The organism is Streptomyces sp. TLI_171 (assembly GCF_003610255.1).
Classification (GTDB): domain Bacteria; phylum Actinomycetota; class Actinomycetes; order Streptomycetales; family Streptomycetaceae; genus Kitasatospora.
The window spans coordinates 6,229,964-6,248,853 of record NZ_RAPS01000001.1 but is presented as its reverse complement, the minus strand read 5'-3'; the positions used below and the strand labels follow the sequence as shown (position 1 = coordinate 6,248,853).

Annotated in this window: 16 protein-coding genes and 4 pseudogenes; 11 read left to right on the top strand and 9 right to left on the bottom strand. The window is 69.6% G+C overall.

Going from position 1 to position 18,890, the window contains the following annotated elements; genetic code table 11:
* Positions 1-3: 3 nt before the first annotated feature.
* The gene (locus BX266_RS27855; protein WP_099904151.1) at positions 4-330 is read right to left on the bottom strand and encodes a hypothetical protein; all 327 of its coding nucleotides are present in this window, start codon (positions 328-330) and stop codon (positions 4-6) included.
* 370 nt (positions 331-700) lie between these two features.
* Between BX266_RS27855 and BX266_RS27850 the strand changes: the two are divergent.
* A pseudogene (locus BX266_RS27850) lies at positions 701-1,904 on the top strand (IS3 family transposase).
* On the opposite strand, the gene BX266_RS38940 reads toward BX266_RS27850, so the two are convergent.
* The 5 genes from BX266_RS38940 to BX266_RS27825 form a co-directional block, all read right to left on the bottom strand.
* Complete coding sequence (locus BX266_RS38940) at positions 1,888-2,052, bottom strand: hypothetical protein (RefSeq protein WP_180290641.1); 165 nt, start codon at positions 2,050-2,052, stop codon at positions 1,888-1,890. The pseudogene BX266_RS27850 and the gene BX266_RS38940 sit on opposite strands and share 17 nt — an antisense overlap.
* A 90-nt stretch (positions 2,053-2,142) precedes the next feature.
* Entirely contained in the window at positions 2,143-2,499 is a 357-nt protein-coding gene (locus tag BX266_RS27840) for a transposase (protein WP_259465165.1), read from the bottom strand.
* A gap of 282 nt (positions 2,500-2,781) precedes the next feature.
* Complete coding sequence (locus BX266_RS27835; RefSeq protein WP_099899632.1) at positions 2,782-3,678, bottom strand: IS982 family transposase; 897 nt, start codon at positions 3,676-3,678, stop codon at positions 2,782-2,784.
* A gap of 75 nt (positions 3,679-3,753) precedes the next feature.
* Positions 3,754-4,086, bottom strand: a complete 333-nt coding sequence (locus tag BX266_RS27830; protein WP_099904149.1) for an IS3 family transposase — start codon at positions 4,084-4,086, stop codon at positions 3,754-3,756.
* Entirely contained in the window at positions 4,083-4,397 is a 315-nt protein-coding gene (locus BX266_RS27825; protein ID WP_099903985.1) for a helix-turn-helix domain-containing protein, read from the bottom strand. Before BX266_RS27825 ends, BX266_RS27830 begins: the two co-directional genes overlap by 4 nt.
* A gap of 574 nt (positions 4,398-4,971) precedes the next feature.
* Between BX266_RS27825 and BX266_RS27820 the strand changes: the two genes are divergently transcribed.
* From BX266_RS27820 to BX266_RS27815, 3 genes and pseudogenes are all read left to right on the top strand, one after another.
* The gene (locus BX266_RS27820; protein WP_180290640.1) at positions 4,972-7,806 is read left to right on the top strand and encodes a LuxR family transcriptional regulator; all 2,835 of its coding nucleotides are present in this window, start codon (positions 4,972-4,974) and stop codon (positions 7,804-7,806) included.
* A 681-nt stretch (positions 7,807-8,487) separates the two neighbouring features.
* The gene (locus BX266_RS38935; protein WP_180290639.1) at positions 8,488-8,664 is read left to right on the top strand and encodes a hypothetical protein; all 177 of its coding nucleotides are present in this window, start codon (positions 8,488-8,490) and stop codon (positions 8,662-8,664) included.
* A 515-nt stretch (positions 8,665-9,179) separates the two neighbouring features.
* Positions 9,180-9,776 (top strand): annotated as a pseudogene (locus BX266_RS27815) (ISAs1 family transposase); the annotation flags it as partial.
* 71 nt (positions 9,777-9,847) lie between these two features.
* Here BX266_RS27815 and BX266_RS41275 read toward each other — a convergent pair.
* The gene (locus tag BX266_RS41275; protein ID WP_099904145.1) at positions 9,848-11,170 is read right to left on the bottom strand and encodes an RICIN domain-containing protein; all 1,323 of its coding nucleotides are present in this window, start codon (positions 11,168-11,170) and stop codon (positions 9,848-9,850) included.
* A 381-nt stretch (positions 11,171-11,551) separates the two neighbouring features.
* On the opposite strand from BX266_RS41275, the gene BX266_RS38930 reads away from it, so the two are divergent.
* The 7 genes and pseudogenes from BX266_RS38930 (at position 11,552) to BX266_RS41265 (ending at position 17,602) form a co-directional block, all read left to right on the top strand.
* Positions 11,552-12,445, top strand: a complete 894-nt coding sequence (locus BX266_RS38930) for a hypothetical protein (RefSeq protein WP_099904142.1) — start codon at positions 11,552-11,554, stop codon at positions 12,443-12,445.
* A 251-nt stretch (positions 12,446-12,696) separates the two neighbouring features.
* Positions 12,697-13,473, top strand: a complete 777-nt coding sequence (locus tag BX266_RS27795) for a hypothetical protein (RefSeq protein WP_099904140.1) — start codon at positions 12,697-12,699, stop codon at positions 13,471-13,473.
* 172 nt (positions 13,474-13,645) lie between these two features.
* Positions 13,646-14,875 (top strand): cytochrome P450, encoded by a 1,230-nt coding sequence (locus BX266_RS27790; protein ID WP_259464881.1) that lies wholly within the window; start codon positions 13,646-13,648, stop codon positions 14,873-14,875.
* Between the two features lie 199 nt (positions 14,876-15,074).
* Positions 15,075-15,281, top strand: a pseudogene (locus BX266_RS41270) (transposase); the annotation flags it as partial.
* Between the two features lie 128 nt (positions 15,282-15,409).
* Positions 15,410-15,988 (top strand): annotated as a pseudogene (locus tag BX266_RS27780) (IS3 family transposase); the annotation flags it as partial.
* A gap of 317 nt (positions 15,989-16,305) precedes the next feature.
* Positions 16,306-17,376 (top strand): IS110 family transposase, encoded by a 1,071-nt coding sequence (locus BX266_RS27775; protein ID WP_259464880.1) that lies wholly within the window; start codon positions 16,306-16,308, stop codon positions 17,374-17,376.
* Positions 17,312-17,602 (top strand): integrase core domain-containing protein, encoded by a 291-nt coding sequence (locus BX266_RS41265; RefSeq protein WP_099904134.1) that lies wholly within the window; start codon positions 17,312-17,314, stop codon positions 17,600-17,602. The genes BX266_RS27775 and BX266_RS41265 overlap by 65 nt, the downstream gene beginning before the upstream one ends.
* A gap of 93 nt (positions 17,603-17,695) precedes the next feature.
* On the opposite strand, the gene BX266_RS27765 is transcribed toward BX266_RS41265, so the two are convergent.
* Positions 17,696-18,571 carry an IS3 family transposase gene (locus tag BX266_RS27765; RefSeq protein ID WP_099904132.1) on the bottom strand — a complete coding sequence of 292 codons (876 nt, stop codon included), beginning with the start codon at positions 18,569-18,571 and terminating at the stop codon, positions 17,696-17,698.
* The gene (locus BX266_RS27760; RefSeq protein WP_180290637.1) at positions 18,568-18,867 is read right to left on the bottom strand and encodes a transposase; all 300 of its coding nucleotides are present in this window, start codon (positions 18,865-18,867) and stop codon (positions 18,568-18,570) included. The genes BX266_RS27765 and BX266_RS27760 overlap by 4 nt, the downstream gene beginning before the upstream one ends.
* Positions 18,868-18,890 lie beyond the last annotated feature (23 nt).

Sequence of the window (18,890 nt, the reverse complement as noted above, 5' to 3'; positions counted from 1 at the left end):
TGATCACGTGATGCCGAGGGTGGCGAGCGGGCGGCGGGGGTCGCGGGCATGGTGGCGGAGTCCGGCGGCGATGTTGTCGTGGCCGGCGTGCCGGAGGGCGCCGAGCGCGAGGTTACGCAAGCCGGCCATGGCTCGGGGAGCGGTACCGGTGCGGACGCGGGAGGCGTCCTCGGCGTAGGTGGTGTCGCGCACGTGGTTCTCGATGCCCCAGTGGCCGCGCACCCATGAGGCGAGTTCGGCCGGTTCGGCCTGGTGGGAGTGCAGGCTGGTGATGCCATAGACGCGTTCGAGGGTGACCTTGCCCGTGGTGACCGTGTGGCGGCGGCGCACGACCTGAACGGCTTGGGCGGTGTGGGGGAAGTCGAGGCCGCGTGCAACGGAGCAGGTCTTGATCCGGCGAATCTCGTCGCGGCCGTGCGTGGTGGCGCGAGTCCTGCCGTGCAGCGGAATCTCCCGCCACGGCAGCCGCTTCAGCTCCCTCGGCAGGGTGGGGTGATTGCTTGATCAGGGCGATGTAGTGGGCCTGCTTGTCCTCGACCAGGAAGCGGGCGTGCTCGGTCTGCGAGTGCAACGCGTCGAAGGTGACGGGCCTTCGCCCTGAGTGGTGGACACGCTGATACTGGATCTGCTTGATCCGGAGGAAGCGAGAACACCGCCGATGGCGATGAAGGACTACTCGGAGTAGTTCAAGGCCGATGCTGTGGCCCTGTACGAGTCCACGCCCGGGGCGACGTACAAGGACATCGCCGCCGACCTTGGCATCAACAGGGCGACCCTGCGCGAGTGGGTACTGAGGGACCGCGGACGCCGCGGCCTCGACCCTGCCGCCGCTCGGCCGGGTGCGAACGCGCCGACCGGGGCAGGACGGCCGGCCGCGTCCGCCGACCCGGACGAGCGGATCCGGCAGTTGGAGGCCCGGGTGGCCGAGCTGGAGGCGAGTGAGCGGAAGCTGGCCACCGAGCGGGACATCCTGCGCAGGGCGGCCAAGTATTTCGCCGGCGAGACGAACTGGTGAGCCGCTTCCAGTTCGTCCACGACCACCGGGACGCCTACGAGGTGAAGCGGCTGTGCCAGGTCCTGGACGTCAACCGCTCCAGCTACTACAAGTGGCTCGGCGGCGCCGGAGCCAGGGCCGTCCGCCGTCGCGAGGACGAGGTCCTGGCCGAACGGATCCGCCGGATCCACGCGGACTCCGGTGGCGCCTACGGCTCGCCGAGGGTGACCGCGGAACTGCGCGAGAGCGGTGTGCGGGTCAACCACAAGCGGGTCGCCCGGGTCATGCGGACCTACTCCATCGTCGGTATCCGCCTGCGGAGAAGGGTCCGCACCACCGTCCCCGACCCGGCCGCCCAGGCGGTGCCGGACCTGTTCGAGAGGGACTTCACCGCCCCGGAACCGGGGCGCAAGTACATGGGCGACATCACGTATCTGCCACTTGCGGGCGGGGAGTTCCTCTACCTGGCGACCGTTTTGGACTGCTTCAGCCGCAAGGTCGTGGGCTGGTCGATCGCCGACCACATGCGCACCGGCCTGGTCACCGACGCGCTGCGGATGGCGGCCGCGACACGCGGCGGCCTGGACGGCGCGGTCTTCCACAGCGATCACGGCGCGCAGTACGGGTCCCGGGCCTTCGCCGGCCTGTGCTCGGAGCTGGACGTCACCCAATCGATGGGCGCCGTGGGCAGCAGCGCGGACAACGCGGCCTGCGAGAGCTTCCACGCCTCCCTCAAACGCGAGACCCTTCACGGCGCCCACGACTACGGCGACCCCGCCACCTGCAGGAGGCCGTCTTCGCCTGGCTGGTCCGCTACAACACCCGGCGCCGGCACTCCGCCAACGGCCACCTCAGCCCCAACGAATACGAACGACGCCACCACACCGCTAAACTCACGCTCGCCGCGTGACAACCGACCGCGTGTCCACCTTTACGGGCGAAGGCCCGACCACGGTGTCGGCGAGGTCGAGCGGGGCGAGCAGGGGCTTGAAGACGGTGATTTCGTTGGTCTTCGAGTCGACCTCGCGCTGGGCGATGACCTGGCCGCCTGCGGTCATGGCGGCCAGGAGGTGGACCTGGGTGCCGTCTGGTCGGCGGGCGCCGCGGACGGTCTTGCCGTCAACGGACAGCGTGCGGAGTGTCCCGCGTCAAGCAGTTGGCAGGTTTTCGGGTTCGGGAAAGTTGGGGACGAGGGGGTCTGCGGCGCCGGTGTGGACGTCGTGGGGCCGGTTCCAGGCCAGGGCCTCGTGCGGTCGGACGGTGTTGTAGTCGCGCCGGTATTCCTCGGCGTGCCGGACGAGGTCGAGGGCGTCGGGTATCTCCTCGAGGAACAGCTTCTCGTACTTGAGCGAGCCGAAGCCGCGCTCGCGTGAGCCGTTCTGCCCGGGCGTGCGGACCCGGGTGCGGACGTGCCGTCGCTCCGGTCGGGTGGCGATGAACGCCTCGATGCGGAACGAGCGGAACGGTCCGCTGTTGTCGGTGACGATGGTGACCAGCGGCTCCACGGTCCCGTCCGCGTCGCGCGGGGCGAGCTCGGCCAGTGGCTTTCCGGCCAGCGACTCCGCTTGCTTGATGGCGAGTTCGATCGCGGCGATGGCGTCGTGCTGGTTCGCGGTGGGCGACACATGCCAGCCCAGCTCGTACTTCGACCAGTAGTCCCGGCAGCCCGCGAGCCGCCAGGTGCCGCCCGAGGCGGTCTCGAACTCGGAGAAGTCGAGCTGCCAGACCTGGTTCGGGCCGCTCGGCCCGGTCGCGAAGGCGGCCTAGACGAGTAGTTCCGAAGTGAGTCAGTGGTCGTAGGCGATGAGTGATCGGGTGACGGGGTGGCCGGTGGCCCGGTTGTGCCAGATCGCGCAGGTCATCGCCAGCAGTCGCTGGCCGACGCGGGCGCCGACGCCTTCGATGGTGCGGCCGCCATGCTGTTCGAGTCCGAGTTGTCCCTTCAAGGTGTCGTTCACGGACTCGATCAGCTGGCGGACGGATTTCAGCAGCCCTTCGCCGGCGCGTGGGGTCCGGTTGCGGTAGGACGGCCGCAACAGCTGGGCCCCGAACTGTTCCAGGAAGCGGTCGAGTTCCGCGGAGACGTAGCCCTTGTCGGCGAGGATCAGCAGGCCGGGCCGCTCGCGCACGAGATCGGGTTCGGTCTCGACGAGTGCGGCCAGCACCTCGCGCTCGTCGACCTTCGGGCTGGCCAGGGCCCAGGTGACGGGCAGCCCTGCCGGGGTGCAGACCAGGTGCAGCTTCAGGCCCCAGAACCAGCGCGAGTGCGAGCGGCTGTAGCCGTAGCCGGCCCATCCGGCCAGTGCCGAGCGGCGGACGGTGTCGCGGGAGCGGCCGCACTCCACGGGTGTGGAGTCCGTGACCCAGACCGGGTCGGCCCATAGGTCGGTGGCCCGGGCCAGCTCGCGGACGGCCTGCTGGAGCAACGGGCGCGCGGCGCGTAGGCGCTTGTTGTAGCCGGGGCGTTCGGGCAGGTGGGGGAACATGCCGCGCAGGTGGGCTCGGGCGAAGCGGATCCAGCGGGCTTCGGAGTGGAAGCCGAGCAGGGCCTGGGCGACGGCCAGGCAGACCAGCTCGGAGTCCGTCAGTCGCGGCGGGCGCCCCAGCCATCGCGTTCGGGGCAGATGATCATCGATCTGCACGTAGAGTGCCGTCAGGAGGGTGTCCAGCTCTTCGGTCGTCACAACCCGAATGCTGGACACCCTCCCTCCACGTCCGAAGCAGAACCAGGAAACCCAACCGACTTCGGAACTACTCGTCTAGCGGCGGGCAGCGAGCTGCCGGCGTTCGCGCTGGTAGTTCGCCTCCAGCAGCAGGCCCTCGTCCCGCAGCAGCCGCAGCACGGTCGCCCGAGAGACGCGGTGGCCGTCCCAGCGACACATCGCCCAGACCTTGCGGTGGCCCCAGGTTGGGTGCGCGAGCGCGTGTCGGCGGGCGGTCTCCCGGACGCCCTCGCGGGCCGGGCGCGGCCACGGTCCTCTGGCCTGCGCGCCCTGGCGGGCGCGGGCCTGGTGGCGGCGCCAGGTCCGCTCGGGCACGCCGATGAGCCGGTAGAACCCCGCGGTCGGCATGCCCGCCTCGGTGCGGATCACCTCGAGGTCCTCGAAGGGCCCAGCCGGCCCTCCGCGGACTTCTTCCACACCCGCAGCTCGACCGCGGCCTCACCCAGTGCCTGGGTCAAGTCGGCGACCTGGGCTCCGAGTTGCTGTTCCCGGGTGCTGGGACCGGACTTGCCAGCGAGGCCGGCCCGGCCGGCCTCCAGGAACTGGCGCTTCCAGGTCCCGATCGACTGCTCGGACACCTTCGCCCGCCGCGCGGCCTCGGCAACGGTCATCTCACCGGCCAGGATCGACAGCACGATCCGGACCTTCTCCTCCGGCGGCAGCGCCGGTGGCCTCACCATGATCGATCAGACTCCTTCAAGCAGCAGGACCCGCAAGAAACGAGCCCTGCCACAAAGTCTGACGCGCGACAAACCCACCCGCCTCGGCAAGCCTCCGGGACCGAAGAACAAGCGACCCAAACGGTTGAACGCCAAGCCAAACGTTCTTCGGATCACTGGTCAGTGCGGCTTTCGGCCGATGTCGGGGCCGCCCCGGAGGGCACGGTCAGGCGCCCGAAGAGGGCCGATCACCCGGCTACTCGGTCCTTGACGACCGGTGATGTGTTGCGATGGCGCTGTCCCGGCAGCCGCTCATCTGGGCAGCGACGGTCCCGGAACCCCACATGCGGCAGCCTCTCGAGCCATCGCGCTCGAGATTGTCGGGCGGTCGGCAGAACACCCCGCATACCGTCCTGCACTCGCACCCCTTGTGGTGCCTCTGCGGACGCCGCATCCGTCAGCACCAGAGAGGCGGCGAACCCTCTTGCGTTCCACCCGGCTGTCCCCATATCCGGCGTTCCGGAACCGGTCCGGCTTCGGATCGAGTACCTCGGCAGACGGACGGCGGGAAGGGCAGTCCGCCGAACCTCCAGGCATGCCCGGCGTCCCAGATAGCTCGGTCAATACGAGCGACGTGATCGGTCGGCATGCCCAGACCGCCGCACTTGCAGCGCTGTTAGCGGCGACGGACGAGCAGCGGTCGGGCGGCGCGGTGCTGCTGACCGGCAGCCCTGGAGCGGGCCGGTCTTCCCTACTGGCATGGACGGGTCGAGAGCACCACAGGCGCGGTGGCAAGGTAGTGAGTGCTGTCGCCGTCGAGGCCGAGCAGACCTTCCCCTACTACGTGCTGCACCAACTGCTCGACGCACTCCGGGAACCGTTGGGCCGCCTCCGGCGACCGCAACGGGCTCTATTGGAGGGTCTCTTGGCACCAGGCATCCTGCCATCGGCCCCCGGCATTCCAACAGCGGTCATCGGCACGGCTAGCGCGACGGGCAGCGGCGAATTGCTGTGCGACATGGCCGGCGGCGCCGTCGCCGGGAGCCCGGAACCGCTGCCCAACCGTCCACCGGGCCTCCGTTCCGGCGGAGCGGCGGACCAGCAAGACGTAGTGACTGTCGGGGTGGCGGTCTCGGTGCTGGCGCTGCTGCACGAGGCGGCCCGGGAGCGGCCGCTCCTCCTGTCCGTGGACGACGCCCAGTGGGCGGACGTGCCGAGCGCCCGGGTGCTGGGCTTCATCGCCCGCCGATTGCGCACCGCGCCGGTGGCGCTGGTCGCATCGGTTCGGACGGACCAGCCAGGCGCGTTGGCCGCTGAGCAACTGCGCGAACTGACGTTGCCTCCGTTGGGAAGGGTTGAGGCCAGCCGGCTGCTGGACCTTCGTCATCCCGGGCTGGACTCCGGCGTAAGAGCAGCCGTGCTCCGCAGCGCGCAGGGCAACCCACGGGCCCTGCTCGACATACCCGACGAGTTGACAGCTGCCCAACGGGCCGGAACGTCATCCCTTCCGGACCCTCTCCCGGTGAGCGTCCGAACCGCTGCCCCGCTGCTCGCTCGCATCGCCCGGCTACCTGCCTCCGCCGCTGAGTTCCTCCTGCTCGCAGCCCTCCAACGTTCGTCCGATTTGCGGGTCCTGCTGTCAATCGTCCCGAATGCGGCGGACGCGCTCGCGGCGCTGGAACAAGCAGGTCTGGCCGTAGCGGACGGCCGCAGACTCGTGCTTACCGACCCTCTGCTACGTGCCGCCGCGGTACGCGGTGCGGCTCCCGAACAACTGCGCGCAGCGCACCGGGCGCTGGCTCTCGCGGAGGAGCAAACCCCCGACAGCCGAGCTGCACACCTGGGTGCCGCGGCTCTTGGTATGGACGAGGAGGCCGCCGCCGCCTTGGAAGCTGCCTCGGTCAGGATGACCGCCCGCGACTCTGTAGACGCACTCCTCCGAGCCTCCGACCTCAGCCTCGGCCCAACCGATCGACACCGCCGACTGGTCCTGGCTGCCCGCGCGTCCGCTTGGGCGGGACGGATCGACACCACGGCCGCGCTACTCCTGATGGCTCGCTCGATCGGCGACATCTCCGGCATTAGTTCCGCCGACATGAGCGCTGCCGGTGCCGAGGCCGAGGCGTGGGTGCTCTTCGAACGCGACGGCGACACCGAGTCAGCTGCCTCGGTCCTTACTGCCGCCCGCGACTCGCCACAGCCTCCGGTTCACACGCCCGAAGGCCAGAAAATCCTGTTGGAGAGTGCCCTCGCAGCAGTCTGCGAGGCTGGCGCGCTGTCCTCTCCCAACCTGCCTGGCAGCCTCGACTCGCTACCAAGAGTCGGCTCCACAGCCCCAGACCGGCCTTTCGGCCACCCGGGTCTTCCCTCGTGCGTGGCAGCCGTGGCGAAGGCCCAATTGGAGGTTCCGGCGCGTGGGGTGCTGGGCCCGTCGCGATCTGCGGTCCAGCAGGCTGCTATCGACGCAGCCGCCGGAGGCTGGACGGCGGTGCGGGTGTCCGCTCTTCTCCTGTTGGCCAGGGACGCCTACGCCCGGAGCCACTGGTCCGAGGCGGAGAAGTTGGCTGCCAGAGGTCGGTCCGCCGCCCTCGAATTCCGACTCGCTTCTTCGGCCGTCCTGCTGGGCGCGGTGGGAGCGCTGGCCACCGCGGCGCGCGGCGATGACGCCCGTGCCCTGGCCCACGCCGAGGAGGCCGGAACGCGCAGCCGCACCTGCCTCGCGCACGTTCGCCTTATGGCCGCGCTCGCCCAGGGCGACTCTGCGCGCGCCGCCGCCGCCGAGTCACTTCTGCCGCTGGCTCCGGATGTGCCCGGGCTCTCTCTCCTGGTACTGGACCGGGTGGAGGCGTCTCTGAGCGGAAGCGACCGGTTGCGTGCCGAAGCGATCGTCATGGCGGCGGATCGGCCGCAGTCGGCGCGCGCCGCCGCGCTCCTGACCGCGGCGAAGGTCCTGCTTGCCAGCCCCATGGCCGATATCTCCGCGACGAATGCCGCATTGGCCGCTCTCACCGCCATCGAGGCCCCGTTCGAACATGCCCGCCTGCGCCTCGCCTGGGGCCGCGCGCTGCTCGATGACGGACACCGCAACGCGGCAGCCGAGGAACTCGCCGCAGCCGCATCAGCCTTCCGCCAGCTCGGGTCCGTATCCTGGGCCGAGGTGGCCGGGTCAGCCCGGCGCGGCGCAGGCGGCTCACCCCAGCCGGAAGGGGTCGCCCGACGCGACCGCACCGGCGTCACCACTCAGGAACTGCAGATAGCTCGGCTGGCGGCCACCGGCCTGACCAACCGTCAGATAGCCAGACGTCTTTTCGTCTCTCCCCGAACCGTGAACACGCACCTTTACAACCTGTTTCCGAAGCTTCGCATCATTTCCCGCTCCGCCCTTCGTGACGCCCTGGTCGCTGCGGGCCTGGACGAACGCGTCCGCTGACCACCGCCTCGGCCTCACCCCATTCGCCCAGCGCCATCGCCGCATACTTCCGCGTCACCATCTGGCCTGCCCAGAGACTGGCTCGGTCCCGTATCCGGGATGCTGTTGGTGATCTTCACTGGTGAGAGCGAGGTTACCTTCGATCAGCGGCCGATGAACGGGCTTGCCTGTTCTCCTGGTCGGGGAGTTCGGCCTGGTTAACGGGGTAGGTTGCGGTGGCGATGGGTTCCTCGTCCGGTCGCGAGATCCCGCCGGTGACTGTGTGTATGGCCCGGGCGAGCAGCCCTCGGGGCACCGCGGCGATGGTGTCTACGGGATCACCTGGACGGGCTGTTCATGGACAGCGACTCCGAGGAGTGGTATCCCGCTGACGGGCGTGGCCTGTCCCCGGCAGTGCTGGCGCTGGTGTCGGTGCTGCAGCACGCCGAGAACCTCACCGACCGACAAGCCGCCGAGGCCCGTCCGGTGCCGTCTGGACTGGAAATTACTGCCTGGGGCTGGAGTTGGACGATCCGGGCTTCGACTTCTTGGTGCTGGGCGGGTTCCGTGAACGGATGGCCGGGGGCGGCCGCGCGAACCGGTTGCCGGCCGTGATGGTGGATCGGCTGGCGGAAGCAGGACCGGTCAAATCGCGCGGGTGCCAGCGAACCGACTCCACCCACGTCCTGGCGGCGGTGCGAGTTGACCGCCGCCGACGAGGACTGGGTGTCCGCCCTGGTCACCGACGAGTGGGCCCGGCGCTTCGGCCGCCCGGTGCGCTATGACCGGCTCCCCACGGAGGCGAAGGAACGAGAGCAATATGCGCTCACGGTCGGCGAGAACGGCAATACGCCTGTTCCGCGCTCTTCTCGCCGCTGACGCCCCCACCCGGCTGCGGCGGCTGCCGCGTGTAGACGTACTGCGACCGGTCTGGGTCCAGCAGTACTGGCACGACGAGACCGGCATTCTGCGCTGGCGCGGGCCAGGGCTGTTTCAAAGTCGCCGTCAGCGCGTGAGCCCGCTGGTCACGGCGGTGTGAAGCCGGTCGGGGTCAGGCCGTCACGAACGCAACGAAGCTCCGGTTGAACGGGGTGACCTTCCCAAGTCGCCTCGTACCACCGGAGCTTCGATGTGCCGCCAGTCTGCCACCGTCTGCCTGAGCAAGTCGCCCGTTCTGGACCGTGTGTTGGGATCGCCGCTGGTGGAGCGGTTGCGGCTGCTGCCGGACCCGCGTCGCCGCCGAGGGGTGCGTCACCCGTTCGTGGCGGTCCTGCTGATCGCTGCCTCGGCGGTCGTGGCCGGCGCACTCGTACACGGCGATCGGCCAGTGGGCGGCGAACGCCCCACAGCACGCCCTGGCCCGCCTCGGAGCCCGCGTCACGGGAGCACTGGGCGTGCGCGTCGCACCGAGCACCGCCACGATCCGGCGGGTGATCAGCCTCGTCTGCCCCGGCGGCCTGGCCGACCTGACCGGCGCCGACCCGTCCGGGGCGGACACGCTCGCCGTGGGCAAGGCCGCCCGCGGCTCCCGGCACGGCACCTCGCCCACCGCGCACCTGCTCGCGGCGATGACCGGCGACGGCCGGACCGGCACCCAACTCCGCGTCCCCGGCAAGTCCAACGAAATCACCTGCTTCACCGCCCTGTTGGAGCCCTACGACCTGACCGCCGTCACCGTCACGGCCGACGCCCTGCACACCCAGCGCGGCCACGTCTGCTTCCTCGTGGAGGAGAAGAACGCCCACTACCTGTTGGTGGTCAAAGCCAACCAGCCCGAACTGCACCGCAGGCTACGAGCGTTGCCGTGGAAACAGGTCACCGCCCGCCGCTACGAACGCGAGATCGGCCACGGCCGCCGCGAGACCCGCACGACCAGAGCCCTCACCGTCACCGGCCTCGGACTCGACTTCCCCCACGTCGCCCAGGACGTGCGCATCCTGCGCCACCGCACCGACCTCGCCACCGGCGCCGTCACCCGCCAAACCGTCTACGCGATCACCGATCTGACCTCCCGACAGGCCTCGCCCGAGCGCCTCGGCCACCTCGCCAGGTCGCAGTCCGCCTACTGGTCCCACTTCTGGTTGGTGGTGCCCTTGCACGTCCACAGTTGGAGGCGGGTTCCACTCGCTGTGCCCTTGTCCACTGCGTCCACGCATTTTCCGGATATCGGGTTCACCAGATTGCCCGAGCTGTCGAGGGTGAAGCGCTGAGCGCTGCCGCCGTTGCAGTTGACGAGTTGAATGGCGGCTCCACTGGAAACGGAGGCCCAGGCGACGTCCATGCAGCGCCCGAGGGCGTGCACGGAACCGTCCGAGCGGAACTCCCACATCTGGGATGCCACGCTTGCGCAGTCCTGGAGTTCCAATTGCGTGCCGTCGTTGCTCCGCCCACCGACCGTGCCGATGCAGCGTCCTGAGGCGCGGCCGATGAGCGCGGAGCCCGCCACCGCGGTCACGGTCGTCGGCGCTGTCGTCGACGAACCGGCCGGCGGGGCCGGGGGCTGGCCGGGCGCGGCGGGCTGGGCCCCCTGGGCGGCACCGACGGCAGCTGCCGCCGCGCCGGCCCCTCGTCCGGTGCCCGTGGCGCGTTGCGTTGCCGACCCGGCGGCGCCGGCGGCAGGAACGCTGCCGTCGATGGAGCTTGCGCTGGGGCTCGGAGAAATGTCCGACCCGGCGCTTGCCCCTGCGGCAGGGGGGACGTGGTCGTCCGGACCCACCGTTCCGTCGGCCACCAGTGCACCAGCGTCCGCGTTGGCACGGGGGGTGCTCGGCGTCGTCGGCTCACCGCCGGACCCGGCGTTGGTCAGGAACGCCGCCGCGAGGAGCAGCAGAGTGACTGTCACGCCCCCGAAGGCGATGGCCTTCCGATGAGGGAGTCCGTTCCCGGCCTCCGCACCGCCATACGGGTCCTCCGCGTCCTCTTCGGGTTCCGGCGACGCGCTCTGACCGCCGAAGGACAGCACTTCGGCGTCGGCTTGGTCCTCGGCTGGACCCGCTTCCGACCTGCGCGCGCGTTGCTCGGCGCGGTGGAACAGGCTGCCGAGTCCGGTCCGCCGGGCAGCGTTGTCACCCGCTTCCTCGTGGTGACTTGCGCTGTCGGGCTCGTCGGGCACCGACAGGCCCGGTTCCTCCGTGGCGGCGAGTGCACCAACCGGAGGAGCGGCGGCCCCGGGTGCGGCCGCACTCAGCGGGGCCGACCCCGCATCGAACGACGGGGCATAAGAGGGGCTCGCCTGCCCCGGCGAACCGGGGTCGTATCCGCTCGACCAGGGTGGTGACTGGTCCCACAGGGCAGGCGGGGCTGGGGAGGTGCCCTCGGACGTGCTCGTCGCCGCGGACGATCTCGTCGTCACCGCAAGGCTCCTGCGTGACCAACGGGCGCTCATTCGCTGCCTCTCTCCTGTCGAGCAGAGATTCGGATCCCCTGGTCACGAGGCATCCGGCCAGGCGGATCTGCCACGAAGCAAAGGTGCTGGCGATGTTATTCGGGCCTCGGAGCGTTCTCCCCGACAGGCCGTCAGTCCTGGTTCTTTGGGAAGGATCTGCTGCCCTTTCGGACCTCCGGCGGTACCGGCAGTGAGCCGGAGCCGGAGGTCGCCCGCGAACCACCGCGCATGGATGTCGTGTCCGGCAGGGCAACAAGGAGACGTCTTTCATGCACGAAGCGCGCGAGCGGGCACAGTGCTCCGGCTTGGAAGGCAACCATCGCCGCAGAACACGGACGGCGCCGGCAGGATCGGCGGCCGGTGCGAGGAATCAGGAGAACGATGGAACCTCTCCCCTATCGCACGGTCTTCTCGACCGCGCACGGACATCCGGACGCTGCAGCTGTCGTCGAGAACGTGCTCCGGGGCTGGCTCGCCGGGAAGCGCTACGAAGTCGGGGACATCGAAGAGGGAAGCGTCGAGCTGGCCCCGAATGCGACGCTGCACTGCCAGACCCGTTCCGGCGTGTGGAGGCGTTGGCAGTTCTGCGAGTCGATGAGCGGCAACTGGGGTAGTTGGCTCGTGACCGTCGTCTCGGCCTCGGACGAGTCCGCGGGACGTGACTACAGCTGGCTGCAGCTGGACGTCGAACATCTGCCCAGCCTGCCCGGCGGAACCTCCGCCCGCGCCCTCGCGCCACGTCTGGCCAGCGATCTCATGCAGGAACTCGGTGCCCGCGACGGCGAGTTCGAGGTGTTGCCGCACGCGCGGTCCGTGTCGGCCGGCAGAATCGGAGACCTGATCGACCAACTGTGCGATCCGGGCCGACGCTTTCCGGTCGTTGTCGCGGTCGCCCCCGCGGCCGCCTCTTTCAAGGCCTGGACCTCGACGTCGGCACCGACAGTGCTCCGGCACCTTCCCGGGCTCGCGATCATGCATGTCCTCAGGACGGGTGCTGCCGTCCGGCTCAACCGGGAGTTCGAGTTCCACCAGGTGTTCAACGGCGCCTTGCGGACGTTCCTCCCCGGTGTGGATCCGGCCTGGCCGGAAGACGCGCGGCGGCACCCGGTCATGACACGGGGAACCGTGGAGGCGGACCCGGCCCGGGCGGCCCGCATCGTGTCCCTCACACCGCAGCGCGCAGCTGTGAACAAACCGCTCCCAGCAGCGCTGCAGATCGTTGTGGACGGTGCCGGGCCCCGGGGTAGGCCCGAGGAACTGCACCACGGGGCGTGACGAGAGCCCTGCTACCTCTGGCGGTCCGGCAAGTCCCGCCGGGCCTGAGATTCCCTTTGGGGACAGCGGCAAGACAGGCAGCATCGGGTGTACTTTCCGACATGATCCGCCACTGCGGCTTGGCGTGCTCCCTGGTAGGGCTTGGGATAGCGGTGTCAATTCCACGGCGCCGAAAGCATCTTCCCGGCGTCCCGTCCTGGCCCGCCACCGGTTTGCCCAGGTGTGCGGGCCGCCTCTAGGGAGTCCCACCAGTGCAGAACATCCGCGTGTTCCGCAGGTTGGTTTCTGCGGCCGGCGTGTGTGCGGTCGCAGCCTCTGTCCTCTCCGTCGCCACCCCGATCGCCTCGGCCGCCGACTCGAGCCAGTGCGACTCGCGAAGCCACGTCGAGTATTCGATCGACAACGGCCAGAGCTGGACCCGCCAGAAGGGCCTGACTCAGGCGGCCCCGCCGGCTTCCTTCACCGTCCGCCTGACAGCGCAGGCCGCGGCGGGATGCAGCTATCCGGTCTCCCTCGCGTCTTACCGCACCCAGGGCGACAAGTGGGAGACCTCAGGCCAGCAGACACTGGTCGACTGGGTCACTGTCACCCTCACCAAGGCGAGCCCGCAGGCCACCCTCAAGGTGAAGTCCGCGGCCCCGGCCTGCTTTGGGCAGCTGGACCTCTACGGAAACGCCGTCAAGTACGACGGCAGCCAGGGGCCCCTGCCACACTACCCCGACGCCGATTACCCGAAGGACCACATCACCTGGTGGATCGGCGGTAAGGCCTGCACCACGGCGAGCCCGAGCCCCAGCCATGCGCCCACCCCGGTCAACTCCTCCCCGACACCCAGCTCACCGCCGTCGCCGAGTCCGTCGGCGACGAAGTCGCCGACCCCGACCCCGACTCCCAGCCGTCCTAGCCTCGCGGAGACCGGCGTCAACGGGCGGGGCAGCGCGGCTCTCGCTCTCGGGGCGCTGGCCGTCGTGGTATTGGGCCTGACGCTCGTGCTGGTCACGCGTCGGGCGAGGCGCGTCCGGCGCTGACCGCGGCATCCGGCCTCGGGCCGAGGCCTCACGCAGACGTCGGGGCCGCGGCACTCCCGGGACGACGACCTGCTCTCCGGACCGGAGGAGCTGACGGCCGACGCCACCGCGGAGTTGCCGGTCGACGGTGCCGACGCACAGTCGTTTCTCCCAACCTCCCAAGGAGCCTTGCGTGCACGACGTCCACACCATCGACCCGGCCGGGCAGAATCTGAGGGCGGAGGCTGAGCGCTTGGCGGCCCTCGGTCCCGCGGCGCGCGTGATGCTCCCGGGAGGAGTACCTGCGTGGTCGATCACCAGCGACGAATTGATCCGCAGCCTGCTGACCGACGACCGGGTCTCCAAGGACGCGCGGCACCACTGGCCGGCCTTCATCGAGGGCCGGATCACTCCCGAGTGGTCGCTGTACGCTTGGGTGGCGGTGACCAACATGTTCACCGCCTACGGAGGCGACCACCGACGACTGCGTCGGCTCGTGGCTCCCGCCTTCACCGCCCGGCGGACCGAGTCGCTCCGTGCGCGCGTCCAGGGAATTTGTGCCGAGCTGGTCGACGGTCTGTGGGCGCTTCCGGCCGGAACGGTGGTGGACCTCAGAGAGCAACTGGCGCAACCGCTGCCGCTCCAGGTCATCTGTGAACTCTTGGGCGTGCCGGTCGAAGTCCGCCCCGACCTGGGTCGGGCCGTTGACGGAGTCTTCGCCACAGGGGCCTCGCCGGAAGCCGCGGCGGCGAACTACCGCGACCTCTACCGGGTGCTCACCGAGTTGGTCGCGTCCAAGCGCGAGTACCCCGGGGACGACCTGACCTCCGATCTGGTGGCCGCACGGGACGGCGATGAGGACACCGGATCGGAAGGCCTGAGCGAGGAGGAACTGCTCGACACCTTGTTGCTGATCCTCTCCGCCGGCTACGAGACGACCGTGCACTTGATCGGAAACGCGGTCCACGCGCTCCTCACGCACCCGTCCGATCTCGCACGGGTGCGTTCCTCCACCGCGAGCTGGGAGGACGCCGTCGAGGAGACCCTCCGGTGGGCACCGAGCGTCGCCCACCTGCCACTTCGCTTCGCGGTCGAGGACATCGCCGTGCCCGGGGGCGACGTCATCCGGGCCGGCGACGCGATCATGGTGTCCTACGCTGCGGCCGGATGGGACCTCGAACGGTTCGGCGAGGACGCCGGACGCTTCGACCTCACGCGTGCGGACAAGGACCACCTGGCCTTCGGCTACGGCGTACACCGCTGCTTGGGCGCACCACTGGCGCGGATGGAGGCAGGTATCGCCCTGTCGGCCGTCTTCGAGGCTTTCCCGAACCTGCGGCTCGCCGTCCGGCCGTCCGAACTCAAACCGGTTGATTCGTTCATCAGCCATGGATTCCAGGCGCTGCCCGTCGTCCTGCGCTGACAGGCTCTCCAGGCGCGTAGCTCCGATCAGGTGCCCCGGGCACAGCGCCATGCTGGTCGCGCTGCGCCCGGGGCGGCCGACCTCCGCGAAGGCTGCCCGGTCCGAGGTAGAGACGGCTGGTGAACTGAGCTGAACCGGATTTTGTAGAGGCCCTGAAGCCAGGCGTGATCGCCCTGGCAGATGGGAGAACACAGGTCCGATGCCTGCTCCACGTAAGTACCCCGACGAGCTTCGCGAGCGTGCGGTCCGCGAGGTCCGATCCTCCGGGCGTCCAGTCGCGCACGTGGCCCGTGACCTGGGCATTCATAAGGAGGCCCTGCGTAACTGGGCGCGCCAGGCCGAGGCCGACCAGGGCGACCGGTCCGACCTGCTGACGAGCGCCGAGAAGGCCGAGATTGCGCAACTCCGCAAGGAGAACTCCGAGCTCGGTCGGTGGAGATCCTTAAGGCCGCCTCCGTGTTTTTCGCGAAGGAGCTCGACCAGCCCCGCACGAAGCCGACGCGGTGATCGACCACCGGCGCGAAGGCTTTCGGGGTCGAGCCCATGTGCCGGGAACTTGATTTGTCCGTCTCCGCATACTTCGCCCGCCGCCCCCGGCCGCGTTCCGCCCGATCGGTGCGGGACGAGGTACTGCTGGAGCGGATCCGCGCCGTCCACGAGGACTCCGGGGAAACCTACGGGGTCAGGCGGGTCCACCGCCAGCTGCGGCGCGAGGGCATCCATACGGCCCGCTGTACGGTGGAGCGGCTGATGCGCGAGGACGGCGTCGAAGGTGTCATACGCAGCCGGCGCCGCCGCACCACCGTCCCCGAACCGGCCGCTCCCAGGCCGCCGGACCTGGTCAACCGCTCCTTCACCGCCCACCGGCCGAACCAGCTGTGGGTGGCCGACCTGACCTACGTGAGGACCTGGGCCGGCTGGGTCTACGTGGCGTTCGTGCTGGACGCGCACTCGCGGATGATCGTCGGATGGCAGCCCGCCACCCACACGCGCAACCGATCTGCCCCTGGACGCGCTGGAAATGGCCCTGTGGCGGCGGGGCATCAAGAAGGGCTCCGGCCTGACCCATCACAGCGACAGGGGAAGCCAATATGTGTCAATTCGCTACACTGAGCGGCTCGTTGACGTCGGGGCCTCGGCATCGGTCGGGTACATCGCGGACTCGCACGACTGTCAGTCTTCTCGTACCGGATCCCGCAAGGATCGGGTAGCCCCGGCCGAGACGGTCTGACTCTTGCTTATGACTGACCCGATGAGTGTCCTGGCGTTGATCTGTCGACCGCCCGGCCGGGCACGCAGCAAGCGCTGCCGCCGGACGGACGTGACCTGATAGGAGCCTGGAGCCGACTCGCCAAAGCATCCCCGTGACAGTCCTGTCCGTCCGGCCGGCGACAGGGTGAACCCCACGCTACCGACCGGAGGGAAACCCTGTGCGCACCATCGAGCAGTCCCGATCCGGGCACGTCGTGGTCGGCGTCGACACGCACAAGCACCTGCACGTCGCGGCGGTGATGGACACGATCGGAGGGATCCTGGCCACGCTGACGATACCCACCGACACCGGTGGCTTCCGGCAACTGGCCGACTGGGCGGCCTCGTTCGGCACGGTCCTGGCGTTCGGGATCGAGGGCACCGGCTCCTACGGCGCCACGCTGACGTCGTTCCTGCGCAGGTCCGGCCACAAGGTGGTCGAGGCCGGCCGCCCGGACCGGCGGCTTCGGCGCATGAACGGCAAGTCCGACACCCTGGACGCCGAGAACGCCGCCCGCGCTGTCCTGGCCGGGTTCGCAACCGCCACGCCGAAGACCGCCGACGGCGAGGCCGAGATGATCCGCCAGCTCAAGATCGCCCATGACCAGGCCGTCGAGCAGCGCGCCGCGGCGATGGTCACGATGAAGGCGATGCTCGTCCACGCGCCGGACGCCCTGCGCAAGGAGATGGCCGGCAAGACCCAGATCACCCTGGCGCGACATCTGGCAGCCCTGCGTCCCCGCCGCCTGGAGGAACCCGAGGACGCACTGGGTCACACCCTGCGGACGCTCGTCAAGCGGTGGCAGTATCTGAACGACGAGGCCAAAGAGCTGGCGAAGATGATCGGCGAACTGGTCCAGCGGGTCGCCCTGCAGCTACTCGGGCCGTTCGGCATCGGCGTGGACACCGCCGCCGAGATCCTCGTCGTGACCGGCGACAACCCCGAGCGGATCAAGTCCGAGGCCGCTCTCGCCAAGCTCGCGGGAATCGCTCCCGTGCCCACGGGCTCCGGCATGACCGGCGGCAGGCACCGGATCAACCACGGCGGCCACCGCCAGCTCAACGCCGCGATCTACCGAACCGTCATCGTCCGGATGCGCTTCCACCAGCCAACGATCGACTACGTCGCCCGCCGCACCGCCGAGGGCAGGACGAAACGCGAGATCATCCGCTGCCTCAAGCGCTATGTCATCCGCGAGGTCTACCACCTGCTTCGACCTACCCCACGAACGGCCTCCCAGGCGAGTTGACAACTATAGGAGCGTCAACGCGCTCGCCGAGGCCCTGAACGGTACTGCCGAACTGATCGAACATCAGGGGCCGTGGCGGGACTTCGACGAGGTCGAGCGGGCCCTCTTCCAGTGGGTCGCGTGGTACAACGGTGAACGACTCCACTCCGCCCTGGACTACGTCTCGCCGGACGAGTATGAGCAGGCGTACTGGGCGAGCCCGGAGTCATTCCCGCAGACCGCTTGATCACACGATCGCGGACTCCACGAAACTCGGGGCAGCTCAGTCACCGTATCGACTGAGCTTGCTCCGCTTTGACGGACACCATCGTTGTGGTGGTCAGGCCGCGAGGACGGTTTCGTACTCAGCGGGGCTGCGGTAGCCGAGGCTGCTGTGCAGCCTTCGTATGTTGTACCAGCTCTCGATCCACTCGAAGATCGCGGAGTGGGCGGCGGCCCGGCTGGGCCAGGTCCGGTTGTCGGTCAACTCGCGTTTGATGGTGGCGAAGAAGGACTCGGCGAGGGCGTTGTCCCAACACTGCCCGGTGCGGCCCACCGAAAGCTGAATGTTGAACTGGCTTGCCAGGTAAGCGAATTCACGGCTGGTGTACTGGCAGCCGCGATCGGAGTGGAAGATCACCGGGCCGCTCGGACGGCGCTGTCGACAGGCTGCCCGCAGGGCGTCGGCGACGAGTTCGGTCCGCAGGTGGTCGGCGGTCGCCCAGCCGACGACGCGGCGCGAGGCGATGTCGATGACGGTGGCCAGGTAGAGCCAGCCCTCGCCGGTCGGAACGTAGGTGATGTCACCGCACCAACGCGTCCCGGTGGCCTGTGGATCGGGCTGGAAGTCCCGCAGGACCAGGTCGGGCCGCGCGGCGGCATTGGGGTCGGGGACGGTGGTCCGCTGCCGCCGGCGACGGTGCAGACCTGCCAGACCGGCCCGACGCATCAGGCGCGCAATCCGACGCCGGCCGCACCGCTCACCGGCGCGCCTGAGTGCGGCGTGGACACGCGGGGCTCCGTAGCTGCCGCGCGAGCTCTCGTGGACCTCGGCGATCCTCACCGTCAGCTCGGCGTCGCGCGCCGCTCGGGGTCCGGCGGCGCCGTTGCAGCGAGCGTAGAAGGCGGCACGGGAGACCTTGAGCAGCTCACACGCCCGTTTGACGTTGTTGCGACCCGCTTGCTTCTCCGCCTCGATGAACGGGTGCACCGTCACCGGGTCTCCGTCGCGAAGAAAGCCGTGGCCCGGCGGAGGATGTCGACGTCCTCGCGCAGGCGGCGGTTCTCCCGCCGCAGCCGGGCGAGTTCCTCGCGTTCGTCACAGGTCAGGCCGTCCCGTTCACCGGCGTCGGCCTGGGCCTGGTTCACCCAGGCCCGCACCGCGGTCTCGGTCAGGTCGAAGTCCTTGGCGACCTGACCGACCGAGCGGTCCCCGCGCCGGCACAGCTCGACGATCTCGGCCTTGAACTCCGGCGCGAACGAGCGGCGAGGACGCGGCTTCTTCTTCCCCATGCTCCCCATGATGGACATCATCC

Coding starts and splice junctions, on each gene's coding strand:
- BX266_RS27820 (WP_180290640.1), top strand. CDS start 4,972: ATGCCCGGCGTCCCAGATAGCTCGGTCAATACGAGCGACGTGATCGGT.
- BX266_RS27760 (WP_180290637.1), bottom strand. CDS start 18,867: ATGGGGAAGAAGAAGCCGCGTCCTCGCCGCTCGTTCGCGCCGGAGTTC.
- BX266_RS38930 (WP_099904142.1), top strand. CDS start 11,552: ATGGAACCTCTCCCCTATCGCACGGTCTTCTCGACCGCGCACGGACAT.
- BX266_RS41265 (WP_099904134.1), top strand. CDS start 17,312: ATGTCATCCGCGAGGTCTACCACCTGCTTCGACCTACCCCACGAACGG.
- BX266_RS27825 (WP_099903985.1), bottom strand. CDS start 4,397: ATGGTGAGGCCACCGGCGCTGCCGCCGGAGGAGAAGGTCCGGATCGTG.
- BX266_RS41275 (WP_099904145.1), bottom strand. CDS start 11,170: ATGAGCGCCCGTTGGTCACGCAGGAGCCTTGCGGTGACGACGAGATCG.
- BX266_RS38940 (WP_180290641.1), bottom strand. CDS start 2,052: ATGACCGCAGGCGGCCAGGTCATCGCCCAGCGCGAGGTCGACTCGAAG.